Source organism: Kluyvera sp. STS39-E, assembly GCF_040932435.1.
GTDB lineage: Bacteria > Pseudomonadota > Gammaproteobacteria > Enterobacterales > Enterobacteriaceae > Kluyvera.
The window spans coordinates 328,876-354,425 of sequence record NZ_JBFQGA010000001.1 but is presented as its reverse complement, the minus strand read 5'-3'; the positions used below and the strand labels follow the sequence as shown (position 1 = coordinate 354,425).

28 protein-coding genes and 1 other RNA gene are annotated in these 25,550 nt (G+C 53.5%); 10 read left to right on the top strand and 19 right to left on the bottom strand.

All coding sequences use genetic code 11. The features are described 5' to 3' along the window. Positions 1-6 precede the first annotated feature (6 nt). From ubiH to AB4K05_RS01685, 3 genes are all read right to left on the bottom strand, one after another. The gene (ubiH, locus tag AB4K05_RS01695) at positions 7-1,185 is read right to left on the bottom strand and encodes a 2-octaprenyl-6-methoxyphenyl hydroxylase (protein WP_368478328.1); all 1,179 of its coding nucleotides are present in this window, start codon (positions 1,183-1,185) and stop codon (positions 7-9) included. After that, positions 1,182-2,498: a Xaa-Pro aminopeptidase gene (gene pepP, locus AB4K05_RS01690; protein ID WP_368478327.1), complete on the bottom strand. Its 1,317-nt coding sequence runs from the start codon at positions 2,496-2,498 to the stop codon at positions 1,182-1,184. The genes ubiH and pepP overlap by 4 nt, the downstream gene beginning before the upstream one ends. A 65-nt stretch (positions 2,499-2,563) precedes the next feature. Further along, entirely contained in the window at positions 2,564-3,142 is a 579-nt protein-coding gene (locus AB4K05_RS01685) for a YecA family protein (RefSeq protein WP_368478326.1), read from the bottom strand. Between the two features lie 158 nt (positions 3,143-3,300). Between AB4K05_RS01685 and zapA the strand changes: the two genes are divergently transcribed. From zapA to AB4K05_RS01670, 3 genes are all read left to right on the top strand, one after another. Next, positions 3,301-3,630, top strand: a complete 330-nt coding sequence (gene zapA / locus AB4K05_RS01680; protein ID WP_166515589.1) for a cell division protein ZapA — start codon at positions 3,301-3,303, stop codon at positions 3,628-3,630. Between the two features lie 41 nt (positions 3,631-3,671). Next, a non-coding RNA gene (gene ssrS / locus AB4K05_RS01675) (6S RNA) lies at positions 3,672-3,855 on the top strand. Positions 3,856-3,874: 19 nt separating this feature from the next. Further along, the gene (locus AB4K05_RS01670) at positions 3,875-4,471 is read left to right on the top strand and encodes a 5-formyltetrahydrofolate cyclo-ligase (protein ID WP_368478325.1); all 597 of its coding nucleotides are present in this window, start codon (positions 3,875-3,877) and stop codon (positions 4,469-4,471) included. 91 nt (positions 4,472-4,562) lie between these two features. Here the strand turns inward: AB4K05_RS01670 and AB4K05_RS01665 are convergent, their stop codons facing one another. The 3 genes from AB4K05_RS01665 to rpiA all read right to left on the bottom strand — a co-directional run bounded on the left by AB4K05_RS01665 (position 4,563) and on the right by rpiA (position 7,007). Then, entirely contained in the window at positions 4,563-4,622 is a 60-nt protein-coding gene (locus tag AB4K05_RS01665; RefSeq protein WP_156315568.1) for a type I toxin-antitoxin system Ibs family toxin, read from the bottom strand. A gap of 226 nt (positions 4,623-4,848) precedes the next feature. Then, positions 4,849-6,081: a phosphoglycerate dehydrogenase gene (gene serA / locus AB4K05_RS01660; RefSeq protein ID WP_368478324.1), complete on the bottom strand. Its 1,233-nt coding sequence runs from the start codon at positions 6,079-6,081 to the stop codon at positions 4,849-4,851. Between the two features lie 266 nt (positions 6,082-6,347). Continuing rightward, positions 6,348-7,007, bottom strand: coding sequence for a ribose-5-phosphate isomerase RpiA (gene rpiA / locus AB4K05_RS01655; protein ID WP_062772996.1), 660 nt, complete (start codon positions 7,005-7,007; stop codon positions 6,348-6,350). Positions 7,008-7,218: 211 nt separating this feature from the next. On the opposite strand from rpiA, the gene argP reads away from it, so the two are divergent. After that, positions 7,219-8,112: a DNA-binding transcriptional regulator ArgP gene (gene argP, locus AB4K05_RS01650; RefSeq protein ID WP_368478323.1), complete on the top strand. Its 894-nt coding sequence runs from the start codon at positions 7,219-7,221 to the stop codon at positions 8,110-8,112. Between the two features lie 46 nt (positions 8,113-8,158). Here the strand turns inward: argP and AB4K05_RS01645 are convergent, their stop codons facing one another. Together AB4K05_RS01645 and argO are read right to left on the bottom strand one after the other, a co-directional pair. Then, complete coding sequence (locus tag AB4K05_RS01645) at positions 8,159-8,905, bottom strand: oxidative stress defense protein (RefSeq protein WP_368478322.1); 747 nt, start codon at positions 8,903-8,905, stop codon at positions 8,159-8,161. Between the two features lie 86 nt (positions 8,906-8,991). Next, positions 8,992-9,627, bottom strand: a complete 636-nt coding sequence (argO, locus tag AB4K05_RS01640) for an arginine exporter ArgO (protein WP_368478321.1) — start codon at positions 9,625-9,627, stop codon at positions 8,992-8,994. Between the two features lie 275 nt (positions 9,628-9,902). Here argO and dctP point away from each other — a divergent pair, with 275 nt between their 5' ends. Then, on the top strand, positions 9,903-10,946 hold the full coding sequence (gene dctP / locus AB4K05_RS01635) for a TRAP transporter substrate-binding protein DctP (RefSeq protein ID WP_368478320.1): 1,044 nt from the start codon (positions 9,903-9,905) through the stop codon (positions 10,944-10,946). A gap of 53 nt (positions 10,947-10,999) precedes the next feature. Here dctP and mscS read toward each other — a convergent pair whose 3' ends face one another. The 9 genes from mscS to epd form a co-directional block, all read right to left on the bottom strand. Further along, positions 11,000-11,857 carry a small-conductance mechanosensitive channel MscS gene (gene mscS / locus AB4K05_RS01630; protein WP_368478319.1) on the bottom strand — a complete coding sequence of 286 codons (858 nt, stop codon included), beginning with the start codon at positions 11,855-11,857 and terminating at the stop codon, positions 11,000-11,002. 183 nt (positions 11,858-12,040) lie between these two features. Continuing rightward, on the bottom strand, positions 12,041-12,583 hold the full coding sequence (locus tag AB4K05_RS01625) for a 4Fe-4S dicluster domain-containing protein (protein WP_368478318.1): 543 nt from the start codon (positions 12,581-12,583) through the stop codon (positions 12,041-12,043). Then, on the bottom strand, positions 12,580-13,176 hold the full coding sequence (locus tag AB4K05_RS01620; RefSeq protein WP_368478317.1) for a molecular chaperone: 597 nt from the start codon (positions 13,174-13,176) through the stop codon (positions 12,580-12,582). Before AB4K05_RS01620 ends, AB4K05_RS01625 begins: the two co-directional genes overlap by 4 nt. Positions 13,177-13,220: 44 nt before the next feature. Continuing rightward, positions 13,221-13,994, bottom strand: coding sequence for a dimethyl sulfoxide reductase anchor subunit family protein (locus AB4K05_RS01615; RefSeq protein ID WP_368478316.1), 774 nt, complete (start codon positions 13,992-13,994; stop codon positions 13,221-13,223). Next, positions 13,987-14,613: a DMSO/selenate family reductase complex B subunit gene (locus tag AB4K05_RS01610; protein WP_368478315.1), complete on the bottom strand. Its 627-nt coding sequence runs from the start codon at positions 14,611-14,613 to the stop codon at positions 13,987-13,989. Before AB4K05_RS01610 ends, AB4K05_RS01615 begins: the two co-directional genes overlap by 8 nt. 12 nt (positions 14,614-14,625) lie before the next feature. Continuing rightward, positions 14,626-17,049 (bottom strand): DMSO/selenate family reductase complex A subunit, encoded by a 2,424-nt coding sequence (locus AB4K05_RS01605; protein ID WP_368478314.1) that lies wholly within the window; start codon positions 17,047-17,049, stop codon positions 14,626-14,628. Positions 17,050-17,473: 424 nt separating this feature from the next. Next, a complete protein-coding gene (fbaA, locus tag AB4K05_RS01600; protein ID WP_368478313.1) occupies positions 17,474-18,553 on the bottom strand; it encodes a class II fructose-bisphosphate aldolase in 1,080 nt (359 codons plus the stop codon). A gap of 87 nt (positions 18,554-18,640) precedes the next feature. Beyond that, positions 18,641-19,804, bottom strand: coding sequence for a phosphoglycerate kinase (gene pgk / locus AB4K05_RS01595; protein ID WP_368478312.1), 1,164 nt, complete (start codon positions 19,802-19,804; stop codon positions 18,641-18,643). Positions 19,805-19,825: 21 nt separating this feature from the next. Continuing rightward, complete coding sequence (epd, locus tag AB4K05_RS01590; protein WP_368478311.1) at positions 19,826-20,872, bottom strand: erythrose-4-phosphate dehydrogenase; 1,047 nt, start codon at positions 20,870-20,872, stop codon at positions 19,826-19,828. 372 nt (positions 20,873-21,244) lie between these two features. Here epd and AB4K05_RS01585 point away from each other — a divergent pair, with 372 nt between their 5' ends. The 5 genes from AB4K05_RS01585 to AB4K05_RS01565 are packed head-to-tail and all read left to right on the top strand — an operon-like array spanning position 21,245 to position 24,301. Beyond that, on the top strand, positions 21,245-21,664 hold the full coding sequence (locus AB4K05_RS01585) for a PPC domain-containing DNA-binding protein (protein WP_368478310.1): 420 nt from the start codon (positions 21,245-21,247) through the stop codon (positions 21,662-21,664). 23 nt (positions 21,665-21,687) lie between these two features. Beyond that, positions 21,688-22,266 carry an ECF transporter S component gene (locus tag AB4K05_RS01580; RefSeq protein ID WP_368478309.1) on the top strand — a complete coding sequence of 193 codons (579 nt, stop codon included), beginning with the start codon at positions 21,688-21,690 and terminating at the stop codon, positions 22,264-22,266. A 6-nt stretch (positions 22,267-22,272) separates the two neighbouring features. After that, entirely contained in the window at positions 22,273-22,980 is a 708-nt protein-coding gene (locus tag AB4K05_RS01575) for an energy-coupling factor transporter transmembrane component T (RefSeq protein WP_368478308.1), read from the top strand. After that, positions 22,968-23,645, top strand: a complete 678-nt coding sequence (locus AB4K05_RS01570; RefSeq protein ID WP_368478307.1) for an ABC transporter ATP-binding protein — start codon at positions 22,968-22,970, stop codon at positions 23,643-23,645. The genes AB4K05_RS01575 and AB4K05_RS01570 overlap by 13 nt, the downstream gene beginning before the upstream one ends. Further along, complete coding sequence (locus AB4K05_RS01565) at positions 23,639-24,301, top strand: ABC transporter ATP-binding protein (protein WP_368478306.1); 663 nt, start codon at positions 23,639-23,641, stop codon at positions 24,299-24,301. The genes AB4K05_RS01570 and AB4K05_RS01565 overlap by 7 nt, the downstream gene beginning before the upstream one ends. Here AB4K05_RS01565 and AB4K05_RS01560 read toward each other — a convergent pair. Then, a complete protein-coding gene (locus AB4K05_RS01560) occupies positions 24,279-25,031 on the bottom strand; it encodes a nucleoside/nucleotide kinase family protein (protein ID WP_368478305.1) in 753 nt (250 codons plus the stop codon). The genes AB4K05_RS01565 and AB4K05_RS01560 overlap by 23 nt on opposite strands. After that, positions 25,028-25,537: an MltR family transcriptional regulator gene (locus AB4K05_RS01555; protein ID WP_368478304.1), complete on the bottom strand. Its 510-nt coding sequence runs from the start codon at positions 25,535-25,537 to the stop codon at positions 25,028-25,030. Before AB4K05_RS01555 ends, AB4K05_RS01560 begins: the two co-directional genes overlap by 4 nt. Between the last annotated feature and the right edge of the window lie 13 nt (positions 25,538-25,550).

Sequence of the window (25,550 nt, the reverse complement as noted above, 5' to 3'; positions counted from 1 at the left end):
CTGCTCTTAGCGGGCGACCCAGCCCAGCGTCCGCTGCGCCAGCACATCGCGTGCGGGGGTAAACATTTCCATCGCCATCAGCCCTGCGTTGCGCCCGGCAACTAAAGGAGCCCAGCGATTAGCAAACAGATGAACCAAGCTATCGGTCACGCCGATAGTCGCGGATTTATCCTCCGCGCGTTGACGTTGATAATGACAGAGCAACGGATAGTCGCCGATGTCCTGGCCGGCGTGATGCGCTTGCGCCAGCGTTTCCGCCAGCGTCATCACATCGCGCAGGCCTAAGTTGAAGCCTTGCCCTGCGATCGGATGCAGCGTTTGCGCCGCGTTGCCGACCAACGCCAGACGGTGCGATACCGTGCGTGTTGCGGTGGTCAACGAGAGAGGATAGGCGCTGCGGCTACCAGCCTGCGTAATCCGTCCCAGCCGCCAGCCGAATGCCTGCTGCAACTCACGGCAAAAACGCGCATCGGACCATCCTATGACGTCGTCATGATGTTCCAACGGATGGCACCACACCAGCGAACAGCGGTTTTGCGACATCGGCAACATCGCCAGCGGGCCATGTTCGGTAAAGCGCTCAAATGCGCGCCCCTGATGCGCAACAGCCGTGGTGACGTTAGCAATAACCGCTACCTGATTATAGGGCTCCTGTTGCCAGTGAATACCGCACTGCTCGCCAAGCGTCGAACGAGAGCCGTCGGCGGCCACCAGCAGTTTACCGTTTAGCGTTTCGCCGCTATCCAAGGTCACGCTGACGCCGTCAATTTGCCGCTCAACTTGCGTCACTCGTGAGGGACAATGCAGCGTCACACCGCGCGCCTTGCGCAGCAGGCTGAAAAGCCGTTGGCCGACATCGTGCAGTTCCACGACGTTCCCCAGCGCGGCCAGACGATAGTCAACAGCATCGAGGGTGACAAACCCAGCGTGTCCACGGTCACTCACATGAACGGTAGTAATTGCCGTTGCGCAGTCAGCGATGGCCTGCCAAAGGTCGATTTTCGCCAACTGCTGACAGGTTCCCGCCGCCAGCGCTATCGCTCGGGCGTCAAATCCAGGATGTTCGGCGGCATCAATATCTGCCGCCTCTACCAGATGTACTGGCAATCGACCCGCCGTGAGATGCGACACGGCCAACGCCAGCGTGGCACCGGTCATCCCGCCGCCGACAATAATCACGCTCATAGCTGACGCGCCGCCGCCATTAACGCTTCGATTTCATCCGCCGTTTTCACCACCGACGCGGTCAGGTTTTCGTTACCGTCTTCGGTAATGAGAATGTCGTCTTCAATGCGAATACCAATGCCACGATACTCAGCAGGCACGTCGGCATCAGGCGCAATGTACAGACCTGGTTCAACGGTGAGCACCATCCCGGGTTCCAGCACGCGCGAGCGTTCTGGGCCGTACACGCCAACATCGTGAACATCCAGCCCCAGCCAATGGCTTAGGCCATGCATAAAGAACGGACGGTGGGCGTTGTCGGTAATAAGCTGATCGATTTCCCCTTTCAGGATCCCCAGCGCATGAAGCCCGGTTACCATAATGCGCACCACTTCGGTGGTCACTTCCTGCATTGAGGTGCCGGGACGATAGAGCTCAAGCGCTTTGTGCAATGATGCCAGCACGATGTCATAGATTTCGCGCTGGGCTGGGCTGAATTTGCCGTTCACCGGGAAAGTACGGGTGATATCACCGGCATAGCCTTTGTATTCACAGCCGGCATCAATCAGCACCAACTCGCCATCGCGCAGCTCTGATTCATTTTCGGTGTAGTGGAGAATACAGCCGTTTTCACCGCCGCCAACAATGGTGTTGTAGGACGGGAAGCGCGCGCCGTGGCGGGTAAATTCATGCAGAATTTCGCCTTCCAGCTGGTATTCAAACATGCCAGGGCGGCATTTTTCCATCGCACGCGTATGGGCCAGCGCGCTGATTTCACCGGCGCGGCGCAGGATTTCAATTTCTTCGCTGTCTTTAAACAGGCGCATCTCGTGCACCATTGGACGCCAGTCGATCATCGAATCTGGCGCTTTCAGGTTCTGGCGCGAGCCTTTGCGCAGTTTCTCAAGCGCGGTGAAGACAATGTCGTCGGCCCAGCGATACTCGCCCTGTGCGTGGTAAATCACATCTAGGCCGTTCAGCAATTGATACAGCTGCTGATTGATTTCACTGAAAGCCAGCGCGCGGTCAACGCCCAGTTTCTCGGGCGCTGCATCCTGTCCTAGACGGCGACCAAACCAAATTTCAGCCGTCAGGTCGCGAACGCGGTTAAACAGTACGCTGTGGTTGTGAGTATCATGACTTTTAATCAGCACCAGCAGGGCTTCCGGCTCGTTAAAGCCGGTGAAGTACCAGAAATCACTGTTCTGCCGATAGGGGTACTCAGAATCCGCGCTACGAGTCACCTCTGGAGCGGCAAAAATCAACGCCGCGCTGCCGGGTTTCATCTGCGCCAGTAGCTGCTGGCGACGACGGAGAAACGCTTGCTGTGTCATGACATCTCCTTTCAATCCCAAATCACCCCGTCAGCGTCTTTGCGCAGTCAACGGAGCCGTTAAGATTAATGTAATGTTGGTTTTTGAACTTCCGGCGCTGTCGGCTGTGGGCGAGTGAACGAATCGTGGCATAACAACGCGGCTACGCGAACGTATTCGATGATCTCTTCCAGCGACATCTCCAGTTCTTCTTGGTCTTCATCTTCTTCATAACCAAGTTGCGCAATATTACGAAGATCGTCAATGGCTTCGCCCGTTTCATCTTTCACTTTATCCAGCTTCGGCTGCACCATGCCCAGCCCCAGCAGGAAGTGGTTCACCCAGCCAGAGAGTGCGTCGGCGCGTTCAAACACGCTGACCTCATCGCCTTCAGGCAGGTAAAGCTGAAAAAGAAAACCGTCATCCTCCAGCGCATCGCTGGTTGCCGCATGCATTGCACGCAATGACTGAGCCAGTTCATGACCGAAAGCCAGACCTTCGTTGGTCAGGTCGTGAACCAGCGGCTGCCAGGAGCTGTCCTTGTTGCCGCCACAAAGCAGGCCACTGATCAGACCGTGCATTTCAGCAGGCGTCAGGCCCACCCCTTGTTGGTTTAATTGCTGGTTCACCACGGTGTAACCCGGCATTTCATTCTGTATAGGCATGCGCATTCGTCATTGTTGGGGGGATTTCATGATATGCTACCACTTTGGACCCTGGAGATACCAGAAAAGGGCTTGTGTGTTCATTCCAGGGTAGCTATAGTGTCGCCCCTTCACCGCCTGAGTGTGAAGGACGCGCAGTTAATCAGCAGGAAGGTGGCATGTCTGCAGAACCCGTCGATATTCATATTTTTGGCCGTTCACTGCGAGTGAATTGTCCGCCTGAACAAAGGGATGCTTTGAATCAGGCTGCGGACGATCTGAATCAGCGGTTGCAAGATCTGAAAGAACGCACTAAAGTCACAAATACTGAGCAGCTGGTTTTCATCGCCGCGTTGAATATCAGCTACGAGTTAACTCAGGAAAAGGCGAAGACGCGTGACTATGCTTCGAGCATGGAACAGCGGATTCGGATGCTGCAACAGACCATTGAACAAGCGCTGCTTGACCAAGGTCGCACATCTGAAAAGTCAGGGCCAAAGTTTGAATAACACTTTGCAGTTTACTATGGTAGAGTGACTGTGAAGAAAAAATTTCTCTGAGATGTTCGCAAGCGGGCCAGTCCCCTGAGCCGATATTTCATACCACAAGAATGTGGCGCTCCACGGTTGGTGAGCATGCTCGGTCCGTCCGAGAAGCCTTAAAACTGTGACGACGCATTCACCTTGAACCAAGGGTTCAAGGGTTACAGCCTGCGGCGGCATCTCGGAGATTCCCCTTCTACCCAGCGGTCTTATGACACAGCATTCTGAGCAAATTCCTTCCCGACAAGATATTCGCCAACTCATCCGGCAACGACGTCGTGCGCTCACACTCCAGCAGCAAATACTTTACGGCGAACAAGCCGCAGATCGTATGATCGCTTGGCCTCCCGTGGTCATGGCGAAAACTGTCGCCCTGTTCTTATCCTTTGACGGCGAACTTGATACCCAGCCCTTGATAGAACAACTCTGGCGAGCCGGGAAGCGCGTATACCTGCCGGTGTTACATCCGTTTAGTCCGGGAAACCTGCTGTTTCTGCATTACCATCCCCATAGTGAACTGGTGGTGAACCGCCTGAAAATCCGCGAGCCGAAGCTTGATGTGCGCGATGTGCTGCCGCTTGCGAAGCTCGACGTGCTGATAACACCGCTGGTTGCTTTTGATGAGCAGGGGCAGCGCCTCGGCATGGGTGGCGGTTTTTACGACCGCACGCTGCAAAACTGGCGTATGCATGGGATCCAGCCCGTCGGTTACGCCCATGATTGCCAGCAGGTTGAAGCCCTGCCAATCGAAGACTGGGACATTCCCCTACCCGTGGTGATCACGCCGTCAAAAGTGTGGCAGTGGTAAACGCTTTTTGCAGATTGACACCGTTTCTTTTTTGACCTAAATTCCTCGGTAAAGGGTGAGGGAGGCAAGCCTCCCTCCTGCGTAAAGACTGTTAATATGCTGGGTAAGCGATGATTAACAGAATCAGCAGTATGATGACGAGTCTCATCATTATCCCTTTCCTTTTAGAGCCCCTGCTTCGGTAGGGGCTTTTCCGTTTCAGCCCTATGCTGAGCCCCTATCGTAAATTCCTTTTCCCGACAAACAATGCGTGCCAGAGCCTTTAATCACCGTTTGCGGCGAGGCTCGGAAAGACAATGTATGGGTTGCACAAAGAAGCATGAGAAACAAAAACGGGCAGACCAATGGCCTGCCCGTTTGGCTAAAAAAGATAAAAATTAGTACAGCAGACGTGCGCGGACGGTACCCGGGATCGCCTTCATGCTCAGCAGTGCTTTCTCAGCCACATCCTCTTCCGCTTCGATATCGATAACCACATAACCCATCTCTGAGTTGGTTTGCAGATACTGTGCGGCAATGTTGACGCCCTGCTCGGCAAAAATCTGGTTCAGTGCGGTCATGATGCCAGGACGGTTTTCGTGAATGTGCAGCAGGCGACGCCCACCGTGCAGCGGCAAAGAGACTTCCGGGAAGTTCACCGCAGACAGCGTAGAACCATTGTCAGAGTACTTCGCCAGTTTGCCCGCAACTTCCAGACCAATGTTTTCCTGCGCTTCCTGAGTAGAACCACCGATGTGCGGCGTCAGAATCACGTTGTCAAATTCACACAGCGGCGATGTGAACGGCTCGCTGTTGGTTGCAGGCTCGGTTGGGAAGACGTCCACGGCGGCACCGGCCAGATGCTTGCTCGAAAGCACCGCGCACAGCGCTGGAATGTCGACAACCGTACCGCGAGAGGCGTTGATCAGCAGCGCGCCCGGCTTCATCAGCGCCAGTTCTTCCGCACCCATCATGTTTTTCGTTGAGGCGTTTTCCGGCACGTGCAGACTGACCACGTCGCTCATATTCAGCAGATCGGACAGATGTTGCACCTGGGTCGCATTGCCCAGCGGCAGTTTGCTTTCGATATCGTAGAAGAAGACGTGCATCCCCAGCGACTCAGCCAGAATCCCCAACTGCGTACCGATGTGACCGTAACCGATGATGCCCAGTTTTTTGCCACGCGCTTCATAAGAACCCGCAGCCAGTTTGTTCCACACGCCGCGGTGCGCTTTGGCATTAGCTTCTGGAATACCACGCAGCAGCAGCAGCAGTTCGCCTATCACCAACTCCGCTACGGAACGGGTGTTAGAGAATGGCGCGTTAAATACCGGAACACCACGTTTCGCAGCGGCTACGAGGTCAACCTGGTTAGTGCCAATACAGAAGCAACCCACCGCCACGAGTTTCTCTGCGGCGGCAAAGATCTCTTCCGTCAGATGCGTGCGGGATCGCAGGCCAATGAAATGAGCATCACGGATAGATTCTTTCAGCTGTGCGCTATCCAGCGCACCCTTGTGAAATTCAATATTGGTATAACCTGCTGCGCGAAGGCTATCGACAGCCTTCTGGTGCACGCCCTCCACTAGCAGAAACTTAATTTTGTCTTTTTCCAGTGATACCTTAGCCATTTCCCCGTCCTGTCTTTGCTTTATTCGTGTTGTGTTGAACGAAAGTTCATCTAAGCAACATATCAAAAATAAATAATGCAGCAATATGAACGTTTGCGTAGGCGTCATGAAGAAACGTCATGCAACGCGAAATGACAGCATAAAATGCTGAACGGAAATCTAAACGTGGGATGTTAATTAGATGAGCGGTCGTAAATGTGACACAAGTCACCAAATTACGCCTCAAGAAAAAAAATGGGGGAAATGGTTATTCCCCCACGGTCAGATCATTTCACAATGGTTTTCACGCCGTCGGCGGTACCAATCAGCGCCACATCAGCACCGCGATTGGCGAACAGACCCACGGTGACAACGCCTGGGATACCGTTAATGGCATTTTCCAGCGCAATAGCGTCAAGGATTTCAAGGCCGTGTACGTCGAGGATCACGTTGCCGTTATCGGTCAACACGCCCTGACGGTATTCCGGGCGACCGCCGAGTTTCACCAGTTCACGCGCTACGGCGCTGCGTGCCATTGGAATAACTTCAACCGGCAGCGGGAAGTTGCCTAGGATATCAACCTGCTTTGAAGCGTCGGCGATACAGATAAATTTATCCGCCACCGAAGCAATGATTTTCTCGCGAGTCAGCGCCGCGCCACCGCCTTTGATCATCTGCATATGGCCGTTTATCTCATCTGCGCCATCCACATAGATGCCCAAGCGGTCGACTTCATTCAGATCGAACACGGTGATGCCGAGGCTTTTCAGCTTCTCGGTAGAGGCATCTGAGCTGGAGACTGCGCCTTCGATTTGTCCTTTCATGGTACCCAGCGCATCGATAAAGTGCGCTGCAGTTGATCCCGTACCCACACCCACAATCGTACCCGGCTGTACATATTGAAGAGCCGCCCAGCCTACTGCTTTTTTCAGTTCATCCTGCGTCATGATCGTTTCGCCTGTGGTGTCATCATTTGCGCGCATTATAGAACAGAAGTCTGCAACAATTCGAGCCGCGAACCCGGCTCAGGAAAGGTACGGCGGATGATGAGTTCAACACGTGAGCAGCATCACGGTAATGTGCAAACCATTTTCGTCTGTATCTCCGGTAAATTTATGTCATAGTGCAGATAACACCTTTACGGAGTACCTCAGAGCAATGAAACGTCCGGACTACAGAACACTACAGGCGCTGGATGCCGTTATCAGGGAACGTGGGTTTGAACGCGCCGCGCAAAAACTGTGTATCACCCAGTCCGCCGTTTCGCAGCGAATTAAACAGCTGGAGAACATGTTCGGCCAGCCGCTGCTGGTGCGTACCGTTCCGCCCCGCCCAACCGAACAGGGACAGAAGCTGCTGGCGCTGCTGCGTCAGGTTGAGCTGCTGGAAGAAGAGTGGCTGGGCGATGAGCAAACCGGCTCCACGCCGTTGCTGCTGTCGCTTGCGGTCAACGCCGACAGTTTGGCAACGTGGCTGCTGCCGGCGCTGTCAGAAGTCCTGAACAACTCACCGATTCGATTGAATCTCCAGGTTGAAGATGAGACCCGCACCCAAGAGAGACTGCGTCGTGGCGAAGTGGTTGGTGCGGTGAGTATCCAGCCTCAGGCGCTGCCAAGCTGCCTCGTCGATCAGCTCGGTGCACTCGATTACCTGTTTGTCGGTTCGAAAGCCTTCGCCGAACGCTATTTCCCTAATGGGGTCACCCGTTCTGCGTTGCTGAAAGCCCCTGCCGTCGCCTTCGATCATCTAGACGATATGCATCAGGCCTTCTTGCAGCAAAATTTCGACCTGCCACCGGGCAGCGTACCGTGTCATATCGTTAACTCATCGGAAGCGTTCGTACAGCTGGCGCGTCAGGGCACCACCTGCTGCATGATCCCACATCTGCAAATCGAAAAAGAGCTGGCCAGCGGCGAGCTTATCGATCTCACGCCAGGGCTATTCCAGCGTCGGATGCTGTACTGGCACCGCTTTGCGCCAGAAAGCCGAATGATGCGCAAAGTCACGGATGCGCTACTCGCATACGGCCATCGCGTTTTACGTCAGGATTAAGCAAAAAAACCCTCGCACTGCGAGGGTTTTTAAAAAGTCACTTCGATTATTTTGCCGCTGCGGGAGCCGCCGCCGGTGCTGTCGCCTGTTCTGGCTGCAGCTGGAACACCACATCTACTTGGTCATCAAACTGAATCGTAGCCTGCTCGTAGGTTTCTTGTGCAGAAACCGGGGCGGCGTCAGCCTTCATCATGCGTACCATCGGGCTTGGCTGATAGTTCGAGACGTGATAACGCACGCTGTATACTGGTCCAAGCTTGCTGTGGAATCCAGATGCCAGCGACTGCGCCTGGTGAATGGCATCTTCAATCGCGGCTTTACGCGCTTTGTCTTTGTACGCGTCCGGTTGCGCAACGCCAAGCGAAACGGAGCGAATTTCATTTAATCCAGCCTTCAACGCGCCGTCGAGCAGCGAATTGAGCTTATCCAACTGGCGCAGGGTCACTTCAACGGTACGCACTGCGCGATAGCCTTTCAGCACGCTCTTGCCATCTTGGTAGTCATAATCCGGTTGAGTTCGCAGATTGGCGGAGCTGATGTCTTTCTTATTGACGCCGTTTTGCTCAAGGAAAGAGAGATATTGCGCAACGCGCTGATCGGCCTGTTTCTTGGCACTCGCGGCATCCTTGGCGGCAATATTCACTTCGATGGCAAGCGTTGCGATATCCGGTACCGCATCGACGCTCGCGGTCCCTGATGTAACAATGTGTGGACCATCCGGCAATTCATTTGCCTGCACTGACATTGCGCCAAACCCAATTACTGCGGCCAGAGCCATCACTTTAAACTTCACTGTTGTATCTCCATGGTTATCACCCGACAACGGGGGTCTTGCCTGCAAGCTTAGCCGTTGTCAGATGAAAGTCCATCAGATGAGGCTTAGTTAATGAGAGCCTGTAGGTGTGCAACACCCTCTTTTGCCAACTGAAAAGCGATAAACCACATCACAATGCCGACCACCAAATTGATGATCCGCTGCGCCTTCGCGGTGCGTAAACGCGGTGCCAGCCAAGCCGCCAGCAGTGCCAGCGCGAAGAACCATAGGAATGAGGCGCTGACCGTGCCTAATGCAAACCAGCGCTTCGGCATAACATCCAACTGCCCGCCGAGACTGCCCAGCACCACAAATGTATCGATATAAACGTGCGGATTAAGCCAGGTCACTGCCAGCATGGTAGCGATAATTTTCCAGCGCCCCTGCTTCATCGCCTCGGCGCTCGCCAATTCAATATTGCTGCCCATGGCAGTTTTCAATGCGCCAAAACCGTACCACAACAGGAACGCCACGCCGCCCCACGTCACTAGCGCCAATAGCCACGGTGAAGCCATCAACAAAGCGCTACCGCCAAAAATTCCCGCGCAAATCAGCAGCAAATCGCTGATGGCACACAGCAGCGCAGTCATCAGATGATACTGGCGACGAATACCTTGGTTCATCACAAAAGCATTCTGCGGACCCAGCGGTAATATCATGGCTGCGCCAAGCGCAAGACCTTGAAAGTAATAAGATATCATGGCGTTTTTTCTTAATGTTGTTCAGCAATGGCGCTGACTATAACGCGATGTAATCATTAGATGAAATTGATATTTTTAATCATTAATAAGAATAGCTAATAATAAAAGACAATTTGTGCCATGCCAGCCTAGTACCTACATTTAGATAGCGCTTAAATGCGTATATTTCGCCATACTGGCATGGAATAAAACTCAAGTATATCATTAAGTTAAATGAATTAATCGTTACCATTATCATCCCCAATATTATCGCTCTCACGTCTAAAGGAATGGGCATGAAATTACATGTCGCTTTATGTTACGCGCTGGTTCTTGCCGCGCTCTCCTTTCTCACCTGCACCCAGGCAGACACTGTGCTGCGCTATACCGACCACGAGCCCTACGGCAATATGCGAACGCGGGCAATAAACGATATCTTCTTCGCCGCGATTGAGAAAGAATCACAGGGGCGCGTGCGCATTGAAGCGCACTGGAATGGCGAACTCTCCACCAGCTATAACGCCTTACATACGGTCCAAGTGGGTGAGAAAGCCGATATCGGTATCGTGGTCCCAGAATATACGCCCAAGCAGTTGCCGCTATACCAGATCTTCAAAAGCTTTCCCGTAGGCCCTGCAAGCGGGGAAAAGCAGGCTGCATTCTTTCAGCACGTGTTTCATGACGTTCCCGAATTCGAGGCTGAGCTGGCCAAGAATAATCTGATCAATCTGCAATTTTTCCTCGGCTACCCGGCCGCATTCTTTAGCACTTCCCCCGTAACGCCGCTGGGTAATTTACAGGGCACAACCTGGCGTACCGCAAGCTTCTGGCACCAGGCTTATCTGGAAAATGCGGGCGGCAAGGTCATTAAAATGCCGTGGAACGCGCAAATTACCGAAGCGTTAAACGCGGGTGCGTTGAATGGACTTCTGGTCAACCTTGATAGCGGTGACGATATTCAGGCGCAGAAGGCTGCTAAATATATCCAGCTCTCGCCACAGCTATGGTTGGGTCACGTTTATCTTCTGACCATCAATAAGGCACGCTGGGAGGCGCTTCCGGCTGAGGATAAAGCGGCAATCCAGCGCGCAGCGGCATCAACTCAGCGCAAAATCGGCCCGTTGCTCGATGCCAGCCTGCGCGATATGGCACATTCAATGCAGCAAAGCGGCGCCAGCATCACCTGGCTTTCTCCCACACAGCTACAGGCATGGCAGCAGGCCAGTCGCTATCAGCAGGTTCAGGAGCAATGGGTAGCTGAACAGGTTGGGCAAGGTGTCAGTGAGAGCGGCCACGTTCTGGCGCGCGTGACCACGCTGCTTCATGAGGCTATGCGCTAATAAAAAGGCCCGCCATATTCATGGCGAGCCTTTTATCTTTATCACTCAGGAGATTATTCTTGCGCGTCTTTCGGCGATTTCATATTCACGTCTAACTGCGGGTAGGGAAAACTGATGCCGTTCGCATCGAACTCACGCTTGATCTGCTCCAGCACATCCCAGTAAACGTTTTGCAGGTCGCCGCTCAGGCTCCACGCACGGACTACAAAATTCACCGATGACGGTGCCAGCTCATTTAAGCGTACAGTGATATCACGATCCTTCAGGATGCGGTTATCCGACTCCAGAATACGCGTCAGGATCTGCTTCACCTTATCAATATCCGCATCGTAGGAAACACCGATAATAAACTCATTGCGGCGAGCAGGTTCGCGGGAGAAGTTGATAATGTTCCCGGCGATAATTTTACCGTTTGGAATAACGACGATTTTGCCATCAACGGTGCGCATGGTGGTGGAGAAGATCTGCACGCTGAGCACGGTACCGGCCACGCCGCCGAGATCCACATATTCACCGGCACGGAATGGACGGAACATCACCAGCAACACACCGGCCGCCAGGTTGGAGAGCGACCCTTGCAGCGCAAGACCCACGGCTAAACCGGCGGCACCCAGGACGGCGATGACCGATGCAGTCTGCACACCGACGCGGCCAAGTGCTGCAATCAACGTGAAGGCAATCACCGCATAACGCACCAGCGCGGAGAGAAAGTCTGCCACGGTGGCATCGATTTTACGCGCCAGCATCAGGCGGTTAACGGTATTCGAAACAAGCCGTGCCACAATCATCCCCACGATGATGATAGCGATAGCCGCTACGATATTGACGGCATAGCTCAGCAGTAACTCCTGGTTGCGCACCAGCCATGTACCCGCGCCATTTATGCTATCGACAACGTTTAAATCTTCCATTCAACCTTCCTTTAAAGTGACAAGTCGTCAGATTTTGAGATCTGCTTCACGAAAACACCTTTAAGGTAATCAAAAACGGGCAAATATGCCATTTACAAGGCCAGCTCGGGCAAGAAATTGCAGAAAAAATAAGAGGATTCCGCAATGACTGCGGCAATTGTCACGGCGGCTATCCGCGAAAAACTACCCGGCCAGTTCAAGGCTCACCGCGCCTTGGCCGCACTGTACCAGACACTCACCGCAGCCATTACAGCGCTCTTGGTCAATCTCTGGAGCACCTGATTCGCCAATTAAGCAGGCTGCCTCCGGGCAGAGAGCCACACACTGATTACAGGCACGCAGCGAACTTACACAGCGACGGTCAAAAACGGGCCTTAACCCCGTATCGAAGCGAGCTTGGGGGCGAAGAGCCTTGTTCTCACAAGCGTTAATGCACAAACCGCAGCCGTCGCAGCTGGCGTATTCAATAATCAGCTGCGGGAAGCCATCTTCATGCTTGTTCAACACGCCCATCGGGCAAATATTAATGCAGGCATCGCAGCGAGTGCATTGCTGGCGAAACAGCGCATCAGGTAACGCGCCCGGCGGCAAAGGGTGCGCAGGCAATGCGGCGGGAACCTTCGGGGCAGCATTGCCTGCCGCTGTCACGAAGGCGCGAAACAGCCCCCTGCGGCTAATATGCCGATGGGCCATCAATTCCTGATAGTACGTTTCTGATTTACTCATGGGAGAAACAGGCGTTTAGGCACAACGTCCAACCCTCGCTGCTGTACAACATCCTGCAAATAGCGGGATGTGACGACTGCAAGCTGGGCATAAAACGGGCTTAGCCCATTACCCTGAAGCCGCTCAAGGTAGCGACATCCCCATGGCAGCAAATACACCTCCAGCAGCCGATCGGCCCCAGCGTTATTATTTGCCTCCAGCATGGCGCTGTAGGCCAGCAACATCAGGCCAAATTGATCCTCTGGCTCATTATGCCGTGCATCGAACACCATTCCCTGAGACTGCAAAAAGATCCGGTAGTCGGCGGTGGTTTCTCCCATCAGCAAATTGTCTTTTTCCAACCACACTGAGCCCCATGGTGGGATAGGCATTTCGCCCTGCCCTTCAAACAGCATCGAGAATTGCCAAGCGAGCGACGCATCATCGGGCAACGGCCACGAAGCGCAGAGCACTTCAAGTTGTTCGCGATCGCACCACGGAAAAAGATCGGCCAGCGTCGGCAAGCAGGACATCAGCGCCTTGACCTCCGGTTTTTCGGGGGAGTAGTAAAACAATGAGCCGAGAATACGCGGCAGTACAGCATAGGAAAACATCTCTGACACCTTCTGAAAACAGAGCGGCCGAGGCCGCTCACAGGTTACATCGGTAACGTCCACAGGTTGTAGAACGCAATTCGGCCCAACAGCTCAGCCGCAATCACCACCAACGCGACGACCGCTAGCACGGCATGATTCGATTTGATGCGCGTAAACGTTGCCGCCCCCGCAGCGCCCACGGCCAGCAGCACCGCCTGTGCGGTAAACCAGCTATCCTGCGCCGTGGTTAATGCGCCTTCGGCGTTCATCAACGTAGACATATAGCCGGGACGTAGGCAGAAACTGACCAGGATCGCCAATACGCTCATCGGCAGCCCTAAGCGACGAGCACCGAACAGTGCCGCCAGCGCGCCGCCGCCGATAAGCGGCGTCAGTACCATCATTGCCGTGGTGTAAGACGAGCGCCAGGTAGCAACGGTAGGCAGTTGATAAATCTGTGGAATCGCGAATATAAAGGCCACGCCCACCGCCGCCGCCAGCCAGGCCAGAACTTTGCTAAGCCCCACCATGCGATTAAGCAACAACCCGAGCGCTCCTAGACCGCCCAGCGCAGAGAACACCGCCGACAGTACAATTTCATTGCTCATCGGCGAGTGCCCAACGCGGAACAACATGTTCAGGGCCCGCAGCGGTTGGCCAACGTGGAAGATGCCAATTATCACGCCCAGCCCAAACAGGCACATCACCGCAAATAACCCAATGGCCTGGCGACGCGCATCAACCAGCCCCAATGCGCCGCCAATCAGCAGCAGGATAAACGCCCCCACTGCACTTTGGGTAAACACCGTAAAGAAAACCAGTGGCAACTCATGCATGGCGCACCTCCTGAATATTCATAATGGCGCCTTCCGTATCACCCGTAGGTCGCGCTTTTGGGTGGGGCTTAATAATGAGATTAGGATGGGTAAGCGATGAGGAAGGCAGTGGCGCAATCTGATTCTCGCTGCCGTATTTCGCGCGCAATTCGTCAATCGGGCCAAAATCTAGCGCTCGCTGTGGGCATGAGTCCACGCAGATAGGGCGCAGATTTTTTTCCAGCCTATCGAGGCAACCATCGCATTTGCGCATCACCTTCGCCTGCGCGTCGAACTGCGGCGCACCGTACGGACAGCGCATTTCGCAATACCGACAGCCCACACAGATCTCGTCATTCACCAGTACCAAACCGTCCTCTTCGCGCTTGTGCATCGCCCCAGTCGGGCAACCCGACACGCAGGTAGGATCATCGCAGTGGTTACAGGCGATGGACAAATAGTAGGTGAACGTATCGTGATGCCAGCTTTCGCCTTCCTTCACCCAACTGCCGCCACCGTATTCGTACACACGGCGGAATTTCAGCCCCACGTCCAAATCTTTATTATCCTTGCAGCTAACCTGGCAGGTTTTGCAGCCCGAGCAGCGCGAGGAGTCAACGTAAAAACCATACTGTTTCATTGTGCAAGCTCCTTATGCGCGCTTAATTTCGACCAAGTTGGTGTGCTGAGGATTGCCTTTCGCCAGCGGCGAAGGCAGATGGCTGGTCAGCGTGTTAATACAGCCACCCACGTCGACACCATTGCTGTCCAGGCGGGTCCATGCGCCCTGCGGCATCGCCACCACGCCGGGTAAAATACGCGGGGTAACCTTGCACGGCATTTCCACCACGCCGCGATCGTTAAACACGTGGACCCGGTCGCCAGAACTTAACTGCCGGGCGCTGGCATCCAGCGGGTTGATCCACACTTCATCAGGCACGGCTTCATGCAACATAAGCACGTTGGTGTAAGTCGAATGAGTATGGCCTTTGGTATGGAAGCCACTGAGCTGTAATGGGTACTTCGCGGTCAGTGTTTTATTGAGATGAGACTCCTTCACCACGCAAAATTCCGGCACCGCCGGGATGCGATCGCCTTCCGGCAGGATCCAGGTTTTGGCTAAGTCCGCCAGCGCCTGAGAGTAAATCTCAATTTTTCCCGTCGGCGTGTCGAGCGGGTTGGCCGTGGCATCAGAACGGAAATCAGCAAAAGCCAGACTTTGCTTCTCGGTGGCTATCTGTTGGTCAATCACTCCCATCTCTTTAGCGACCGTCCACTCCGGCAGATAAGTACGCTTTTCGCGGATTTGCTTATAGTGCAACTCGGCCCACTGCGCCTGGGTTCTGCCCTCGGTATATTGTTCACGCATACCAAGATGTCCGGCGATATCGGCGCAGATGTCGTAGGTGCTCCGAACTTCCCACATCGGTTTTATCGTTTTTTGGGTTGCGATCATGTAGTTATGGGAACCTGCGGCATAAGAGCTGTCCACCAAGTCCTCCGCTTCGAGATAGCTGGTTTCCGGCAGCAGGAGGTCCGCATACTTCGCGCTCGGCGTCATATGGTTCTCAATCACAATAATGGTTTCGCACAGCGTCTCATCGGCCAGTATTTTTCGCGTGCGGTTGATATCACCGTGCTGATTCAACAGCGCATTCCCCGCCTGATTAAAGAACAGCTTAATGCCGGTTTTCAGCTTATCCGCTCCTTTTACCCCCATCGTGGTGGCCGTCATTTTCTCGGGGCTTTGGATAGCATCTGTCCAGAGATAACACGGGATAGAGGTTTTTACCGCGTTGGTGCCGATAGGTAGCAGAGGCACACCGTATGGCGTACCGTAAGGCCAGTTGCCGTTGTTGGTGCCCGGCAGGCCAAACTGGCCGGTCAGCACCGGCAGAGTTTGAATTGCACGCACGGTCTGCTCGCCGTTGGCATGACGCTGTGGCCCCCATCCTTGGCAGATAAAACAGGCACGAGCGGAGGCGATTTCACGCGCCAACTGGCGAATGCGGATAGCGGGGATACCGCTGATATCCGCAGCCCATTCCGGCGTTTTCTCTATGCCATCATCACCGGTGCCCAACACATAATCTTTGTAGCTAGCGTTTGGCGCGGCCTGCCCCGGCAGCGTGCTGCGGTCATAGCCGACACTGTATCGATTAACCTGTGCTTCGTCGATCAACCCTTCGGTAATTAGCGTATGCGCCATCCCGGCGACCAGCGCGGCATCGGTTGTCGGACGAATCGGCAGCCATTCAGCGTGTTCGGTAATGACGGAGTCGGTATAACGCGGATCAATGATAATCACCCGCGCTTGGGATGCCTCAAGCGCCCGGCGCAACTCTTCCACCTGGCCGCCGCCTGACATTCGGGTTTCAGATAAATTAAGCCCGAATAAAACCACCAGGTCGGAATGGGCAATCTGGGTAAAGTGACTGCCTACATAGGTGCCATGAGTAAAGGGCGTCGCCGCACCAATTTGTGCGGTAGAGTAGGTATTATGATAATTAAGATAACCGCCGGTGAGATTTAACAGTCGCTTCCATGCCGGTGAGCCCTGAGTATGATAATAAGCGCCAGATTGATAATTATAATAAATAGCTTCCCGGCCATATTTTTCGGTGACGCGTTTCATCTCAGCAGCCACAAACACCGTGGCTTCATCCCAAGAAATACGTTTAAATTTACCTTCACCGCGTTTGCCTACCCGCTTCATAGGGTATTTAATGCGGTCCGGACTGTATACACGCCAGCGGCTGGAGCGCCCGCGTAAACAAGGGCGAATCTGATGTTCACCAAATACCGCGTCATCTTTCGCATCTTCAGGTTCAATACGTACAATCCGATCATCTTTAACGATGACCTTCAGCGGACAACGACTGCCGCAGTTGACTAGACAGGCGCTGTGTCTAACGATCTCGTCTGGAGCCACCGTTTCCGGGGCTGAGGCCTGTGCAGGGGTGGAGAACGGTAAGGCGATGGCATTAGTGAGCGCAACGGCCGCCCCTAATTTGGCGCTTACCGTTACCGCATCACGACGGGATATTTCTGTATTCAATAATTCTTTTATTTCCATATTTTATTTCTCACATCACATCCATAAACATTAATATGCAAACGGAAAATAATAAATAACTCCGCATAAGGGGAGTTGATTAGGATCAAACGGGTTCGGAGGAAAATAATGAGGAGAAAGGAATATGACGTGGTTACCATTTTCAAAATGGAAAATCGAAATTATTTAACTATACCTTATCTTTTTTAATACTTAGAAAAAGAATAATATAAATTCGCAATATAATTAATTATATACCGCATTGCGCGGCAATAGGAATTTTTAGCTCGTTTTTGGATTTATTTGAGGTACATCTATCAATATTTGTGACCCAGTTCAATATCCGCAAACCTATTCAATTCTCCCTGCAATTTGCTATTTCATTTTCCTATAGGCAAAAAAATGGCTTCCCGCAGGAAGCCATTTAATGCAGAGCGAAACTGAATTACAGAACGTCTTTCGCGTTCAGTTCAGTGAAAGCCTGTTCCAGACGGGCGATCATAGAAGTCTGAGCGGCGCGCAGCCATACGCGTGGATCGTAGTATTTCTTGTTCGGCTGGTCTTCGCCTTTCGGGTTGCCCAGCTGACCTTGCAGGTAAGCTTCGTTAGCTTTGTAGTAGCCCAGAATACCGTCCCAAGTTGCCCACTGGGTATCGGTATCGATGTTCATTTTGATAACACCGTAGCTTACGGAATCTTTGATTTCCTGAGCAGAAGAACCGGAACCGCCGTGGAAGACGAAGTTCAGGCTGTTGTGCGGCAGGTTATGTTTCTTAGAAACATAGTCCTGGGAATCGCGCAGGATAGTTGGAGTCAGAACCACGTTACCTGGTTTGTACACACCGTGTACGTTACCGAAGGAAGCCGCGATAGTGAAACGTGGGCTGATTTTGCTCAGCTCAGTGTAAGCGTAATCAACGTCTTCTGGCTGAGTGTACAGTGCAGAAGCGTCCATGTGGCTGTTGTCCACGCCGTCTTCTTCACCGCCGGTGCAACCCAGTTCGATTTCCAGAGTCATATCCATTTTGGACATGCGCGCCAGATATTTGGAGCAGATTTCGATGTTTTCGTGCAGGGACTCTTCGGACAGGTCGATCATGTGGGAAGAGAACAGTGGCTTACCGGTAGCAGCAAAGTGTTTTTCACCCGCATCCAGCAGACCGTCAATCCACGGCAGCAGTTTCTTCGCGCAGTGGTCGGTGTGCAGGATAACTGGAACACCGTAGTGCTCAGCCATCTGGTGAACGTGATGCGCGCCAGAGATAGCACCCAGAATTGCCGCGCCCTGAGGAACGTCAGTTTTCACGCCTTTACCTGCGATGAACGCAGCGCCACCGTTGGAGAACTGTACGATAACCGGTGCTTTAACTTTTGCTGCGGTTTCCAGTACGGCGTTGATGGAGTCGGTACCGACGCAGTTAACGGCTGGCAGAGCAAAGTTGTTTTCTTTTGCTACCTGGAAAACTTTCTGTACGTCATCACCAGTAATTACGCCTGGTTTTACGAAATCAAAAATTTTAGACATGTTACGAGTCCTGTATCTTCGGCCTTGGAAAGGAGCGCGCCCGTGAGCGCGTGAATAATCGGGCAGGTTTCCCTGCCCTAAAATGACTTACTTCTTAGCGCGCTCTTCGAGCATTGCTACAGCTGGCAGTACTTTGCCTTCCACGAATTCGAGGAATGCGCCGCCACCAGTAGAGATGTAGGAAATTTTGTCAGAAATACCGAACAGGTCGATAGCAGCCAGAGTATCGCCGCCGCCTGCGATGGAGAACGCTTCGCTATCGGCGATGGCGTTAGCCACGATTTCGGTACCTTTACGGAAGTTAGGGAATTCGAATACGCCAACCGGACCGTTCCACAGAATGGTTTTCGCATTTTTGAGGATTTCAGCCAGTTTCTGTGCAGAAACGTCGCCCAGATCCAGAATCTGCTCGTCATCTTTGATGTCGTTAACAGATTTCAGGGTCGCGGTTGCGGTTTCGGAGAACTCAGTTGCCACGCGAACATCAGTTGGTACTGGAATGTCGCAGGTCGTCAGCAGACGTTTTGCTTCGTCAACCAGGTCAGCTTCGTACAGGGATTTACCAACATTGTGGCCCTGAGCGGCAACGAAGGTGTTCGCGATGCCACCGCCAACGATCAGCTGGTCAGCGATTTTGGACAGAGAATCCAGAACGGTCAGTTTGGTAGAAACTTTAGAACCACCAACGATAGCAACCATTGGACGAGCAGGTTCTTTCAGGGCTTTACCCAGTGCTTCCAGCTCATTTGCCAGCAGAGGACCTGCACAAGCAACGTCGGAGAATTTACCGATACCGTGGGTAGAAGCCTGCGCACGGTGTGCAGTACCGAATGCATCCATCACGAATACGTCGCACAGCGCGGCATATTTTTTAGACAGGGTTTCGTCGTCTTTCTTTTCGCCTTTGTTAAAGCGAACGTTTTCCAGAACAACCAGTTCGCCTGCAGCAACTTCAACGCCGTCCAGGTAGTCTTTAACCAGACGTACCGGTGCAGACAGTTTGTCTTTCAGGTAATTAACAACCGGCAACAGAGAGAATTCTTCGTTGTACTCGCCTTCGGTCGGACGACCTAAGTGAGAAGTGACCATCACTTTTGCGCCCTGCTTCAGAGCCAGCTCAATGGTCGGCAGAGATGCACGGATACGCGCGTCGCTGGTTACTTTCCCTTCTTTAACTGGTACGTTTAGGTCCGCACGGATGAAAACGCGTTTACCAGCCAGATCCAGATCGGTCATCTTAATTACAGACATGGTGAATCCTCTCGTTGATACTTAAAGTTTTGTCGACGCTTGAGCGTCGAGCCTGAAACCAATAGCTGCCATTGCTAACGTCGTGTCGAGCATTCGGTTAGCAAAGCCCCATTCGTTATCACACCAGACCAGAGTTTTGATCAGATGTGCTCCACTTACCCGCGTCTGTGTGCCATCAACAATGGCACTATGCGGATCGTGATTAAAATCAGTCGAGACCAACGGTAATTCCGTATAGTCAACTATACCATGAAATGTACCCTGCGCTGCTTTTTGCAGCAACTGGTTGACTTCATGGGCTTTTACCGGCTTCTTCACCGTCACGCTCAGGTCAATTGCCGTGACGTTGATGGTCGGTACGCGCACCGCAATCGCTTCAAAATGGTCGCTAAACTTCGGAAAAATACGGGCAATACCCGCCGCAAGTTTAGTATCTACTGGAATGATCGATTGGCTTGCCGCGCGTGTACGGCGTAAGTCCGGGTGATAGGCGTCAATCACCTGCTGGTCATGCATCGCGGAGTGGATGGTCGTGACCGTACCGGATTCAATACCGTAGGCATCATCTAACAGTTTAATGACGGGAATGATGCAGTTGGTGGTGCAGGAGGCGTTGGAAACAATGCGGTGTTCTGCACGCAGCTCGTGCTGGTTAACGCCAAACACGATAGTGGCGTCGAGATCGTTGCTGCCAGGATGTGAAAAGAGCACCTTCTTCGCGCCTGCGGCGATATGGGCCTCACCGTCTTCACGGCTTCCGTACACACCGGTACAGTCCAGCACCACATCAACCGACAGTTCTCGCCAAGGGAGCGCGTCAATCGAACGTTCGTGCAGAAGACGGATAGTGTCATCGCCAACGTAGAGCTGCTCTCGCTCCTGACGGACATCCCAGGCGAAGCGCCCATGGCTGGTGTCATACTTCAACAAATGCGCAATGCCGGCAGCATCGGCCAGTTCGTTGATAGCCACCACGGTAATTTCCGCACGGCGTCCGGATTCATACAAAGCACGAACCACGTTACGTCCAATGCGACCGAAGCCATTAATCGCTACGCGTACGGTCATAGGTCTCCTGCAAGATTATCCCGATTCCTGATGGCTCACAGAGTAATGCAGCCACGAGTTCTGGGAAACCTTACCTGCCACAAACAGTGACTGATTGGTTAAATGTCGAACAAACTGCCAACTGAAACGCTTCAGCTAGAATAAGCGAAACAAGGAATAAAAGGAATGATTGTCCAGTTAGAGAAAGCGGTTATCTGACTTACATCACATTTTTGCGCCATGAGAAGGCCAATTTATTCCACATTCCAGAATTGGGCATAAGCGTAGCAAGATAATTTCGTTGCTGTGGCGTAAATCCTGATTTATATCAGAAAGCCTATTATCACGTGTCTATATTATCACCACACGTCCGAGTCTCGGAGTCCCCCAAACATGATTGTACCTCACTCATCACGCGCGCGTTTTTATGCGCTGCGCTTACTGCCAGGCCAAGAAGTTTTTGCCCAGCTCCACGCGTTTATCCAACAGCACTCGCTACAGGCCGCGTGGATTACCGGCTGCACCGGAAGCCTGACGGACGTCGCCCTGCGATATGCTGGCAATGACGATACCACCTTGCTCAGTGGAACGTTTGAAGTCATCTCCCTTAACGGCACGCTGGAGCTTACCGGCGAACATCTCCACCTTGCGGTTTCTGACCCAGCGGGAGCGATGCTTGGCGGTCATATGATGCCCGGCTGTACCGTACGCACCACCCTTGAACTGGTCATTGGCGAGCTTACCGAACTCGCATTTAGCCGCCAGCCGTGCGCGGTTTCTGGCTATGAAGAACTGGTTATCACTTCCCAATAACACGACACAAATAAGAGGTCTCTATGGCGCGTCGCCAATTTTCCAGTCAATCGCTGGCGCTGATTGTCATTGCTATCGCTATCAATATGGTCGGCGGTCAGCTCATCAGCATGTTGAAACTGCCCATTTTTCTCGACTCCATCGGCACCATCATTAGCGCAGTGCTGTTAGGCCCTGTCGTGGGCATGCTGACCGGTTTACTCACCAACCTGCTATGGGGAGTCCTGACCGATCCTATCGCCGCGGCCTTTGCCCCCGTCGCAATGGTTATTGGTCTCGTCGCCGGATGGCTGGCTCGCGCAGGATGGTTTCGCACCTTGCCTAAAGTGATTGCCAGCGGCGGCGTCATCACCCTCGGCGTGACAATTGTTGCGGTTCCTATTCGCACGACTCTCTTTGGCGGCGTCACCGGCAGCGGAGCCGATTTATTTGTCGCCTGGATGTACTCTGCCGGTCAGGACCTGATGGAGTCCGTCGCCATTACCGTTATCGGTGCCAATCTGGTGGATAAAATCCTAACGGCGTTGATCGTTTGGCTGCTGCTGCGTCAGCTGCCGTTACGCACTATGCGTCATTTCCCTACTATGTCTGCCGTGCGGTAGCGCTAAATGCATCCGTTTACCTCGCTCACGCTGTGGGCGCTTGCCGCCTGCACCACGTTACTGCTGCCGGGCGGCATCGTACTTAGCGTCTACAGTATGGCTGTATTCCTGCTCTTGCTGTGCCGGAGAGCTACGCGTCCCCGCGCAAAGTATGTTGTCTGGTTGATGGTGCCTTTGGGAATAGGCCTGTGGCTGGTCCACGGCGGCTGGCTGACGGAGTGGCTCAGTGGACAGCAGCGTGCGCCTGAGCGCTGGGCCGAAGCCGTCACCCTGTGGCTACGGATCTTGGCGATAGTATCAACATCGCAGCTGTGGATGCAGTATGTGCCGATATCGCGCTTCATCCGCGCCTTATTTGCCTCACGCCTACCGCCGGGCGTTTCCTATCTGTTTGCCGGTCCGTTGCTGATCGTCGAGCAGCTCAAGCGGCAGTTGTCGATTATTCACGAAGCCCAGCGCGCGCGTGGTGTTCCGCTGGATGAACGCGGGTATCAGCGCCTACGCGCGATGCCCGCACTGATACTCCCGCTGACGCATAATGCGCTCAACGATCTGGTGGTACGCGGTGCAGCGCTGGATATGCGGGCCTTTCGTCTGCATCGCAGGCGTACCACACTGTGGGCACCAGCGGACAGCACTTTACAACGCATCGCCCGCTACACCATGGTACTCGCTATGCTTGTCGAAATAGGGGTATGGATATGGTTACGCTAGAACAGTTTTGCTATCGCCCTACGCACCCCACGCGTCTCTCTGTTCCTCTCAGTTTTCATTGTGCAACTGACGGCATGGTGGCTATTTTTGGCGATAACGGCAGCGGCAAAAGCACGCTAGCGCAGCTCATGGCGGGCTGGTACCCGGATTTTCTGCCCGGCAGCATCGAGGGTACAGGGAGTCTGCTAGGCGCCCCCATTGGCCAAATCACGCTGGTAGAACAATCACAAACCATCCAGTTGGTTCAACAATCCCCTTACCTGCAGCTATCCGGTTGCACCTTCAGCGTGGAAGAAGAGGTCGCTTTTGGCCCGGAGAATCTCTGCCTTGCAGAAGACGAGATTCTGCGTCGAATCGATAACGCGCTCTCCTTGACGCAATGCCAGCCGCTGCGTCATCGACACCCGGCAACCCTCTCCGGCGGTGAAACCCAACGCGTGGTGATAGCCTGTGCGCTGGCGATGCAGCCGAAGATCTTAATCTTGGATGAAGCATTCAGTCGCCTGACCGCCCAAGCGACCGATCTGCTGCTAACGCGACTGCAAAATTGGGCGCAGCAGCAACAGTCGTTGGTTATCCTATTCGAGCGGCAGCCCGAGCCGTTCATTGCGCATTGCCAGCGAGCCTGGCAGCTGCACGACGGAGGTTTATCACCGCTATGCTGATATTAAATCAGGTGAATTTTCGCTGGCCCGGTGCGCCAGATGCCTGCCTTCATGATATTTCGCTGCAACTGCATGCAGGAGAATGGCTGGCGTTAACCGGCGATAATGGTGTGGGAAAATCCACCCTGTTAAGAGTGATGGCGGGCCTTCTCTCCCCTTCCTCCGGTGAAGTAATGCTGTGCAACAGAACTATTGCGCAATTCAAAAACCGCGAACGCGCAACGGTCATCGGCGTTTTGTTTCAGGAAGCGGAAAACCAGATCTTTCATAGCAATGTGGCAGATGAAGTGGCTTTTGGCCTGCGGCTGCAAAAACTGCCCGCCGAGGAAGTGGCGCAACGCACCATGGCCGCCCTGAAACTCTGTCAGCTAGACGACGTGGCAGACGCGCACCCACTGGATTTGCACACCGCGCAGCGTCGCATGGTTGCCGTTGCCAGCCTTGAGGCGATGGCACCAGCCATTCTCATGCTGGATGAACCGAGCCGTGATTTTGACGCCCATTGGCTGGCAGTCTTTGAAAACTGGCTTGATGTTTGCCGGAAGCGAGGAACCAGCATCGTCTCAATTAGCCATGACGCTGCTTTTACACAGCGTCATTTTCCACGCATTGTTCGGTTGCGAAATGGCACTCTCACGGAACGTCAGCGTGATTAAGGGTCTGAAGGGTCAAGCTCTCTGGGATCCGATACGCACCATCCTCTGTCATTTCTAATGTCAGATTAGCAGGCAGGCTGTTTTCGAGCACCCGTTGCACATTCGGGCCGTCTGTACGCAGATAAAAAGCATCGGCTTCGGCCTGCGATAGCCCTCCGGCCAGCTTGCGCCCTACCAAACGGTCTCGCAGAACATGCGCCGGAGCGTGAATAAATAGAGAAAAATCGCAGTATTTCGCTAAAGTTCGCCAACTGTCGTCGTCAAGCAGCAGCCAGTTGCCTTCCACAATCACCACCGGTGCCGTGACCTGAACCGCGCCTTCTTGTGGATCGTGCGTTTGCCTGTCGTACTGCGGCCATGTTCCATCGCCCTCGCGAATCCGCTGTAGATTCTGTGCAAGCTTCGCCACATCAAACGTCTCCGGCGCACCTTTATAAGGGCGCAGGTTGTGCGCATCCAGCCAACTGTTGTAGTGGTGGAAACCATCCATCGGTAACGTCTGAATCTCCGGCAGGTCGGCATCCCGACGGCAGAGGTGTTCCCAGAATGTCGTCAGGGTCGATTTTCCCGTGCCGGGTGGCGCACTCAAAAAGATGATGGTCCGCCGCGCAGGATTTGCGGCATGTAATTGCGCCAGTTTGCACAGTAAGGGTTTGTGAACTTTTTCTATTTCATCATCGTGGTAATGAGCCTCGATCTGTAGCCCATTCACTGTCAGCCAGATTTTCACGGCGTGAGTTCCTTTAAAATTGCCGTTACCGCCAGCGTCAGCGCCGTTTTGACCATTCCGGTAAAGCGCACCTCAGACCAAGCGGCAAAGTCGGCGAATTTCATCGATTCCAGCGCACCATAAAGGGTCGCATTCCGCGTAATACAGTTCACGTTACTGATAAAATCCCACGTCATATCGTCAGCGAATTTGGGGATGTCATCCTGCTCTTTGAGGTACTGATAAAACTGAGAAAAATGGGTAATGTCGGCATACAGCCATTTATCCATTTTTCCCAGCGCATAGATCAGTCGTAACGCCACATCAATATCGTCAAGCGGCCCGCTTTGCGCGAGTAACGGCTTCACTGCATATTCCACGATCTCTTCATCGTTATCGACAAACAGCGACGGCAGAAAGCGTTTAACGCCCAACAGCAAAATGTCATGTGCTGTCGCCATAAACGCAAGCATATCCTCCTGAGCATCCAGTTGCTCAAGCACCTCATCTTCTGTCAGCGTCGTCATCCGTCTCTCGATA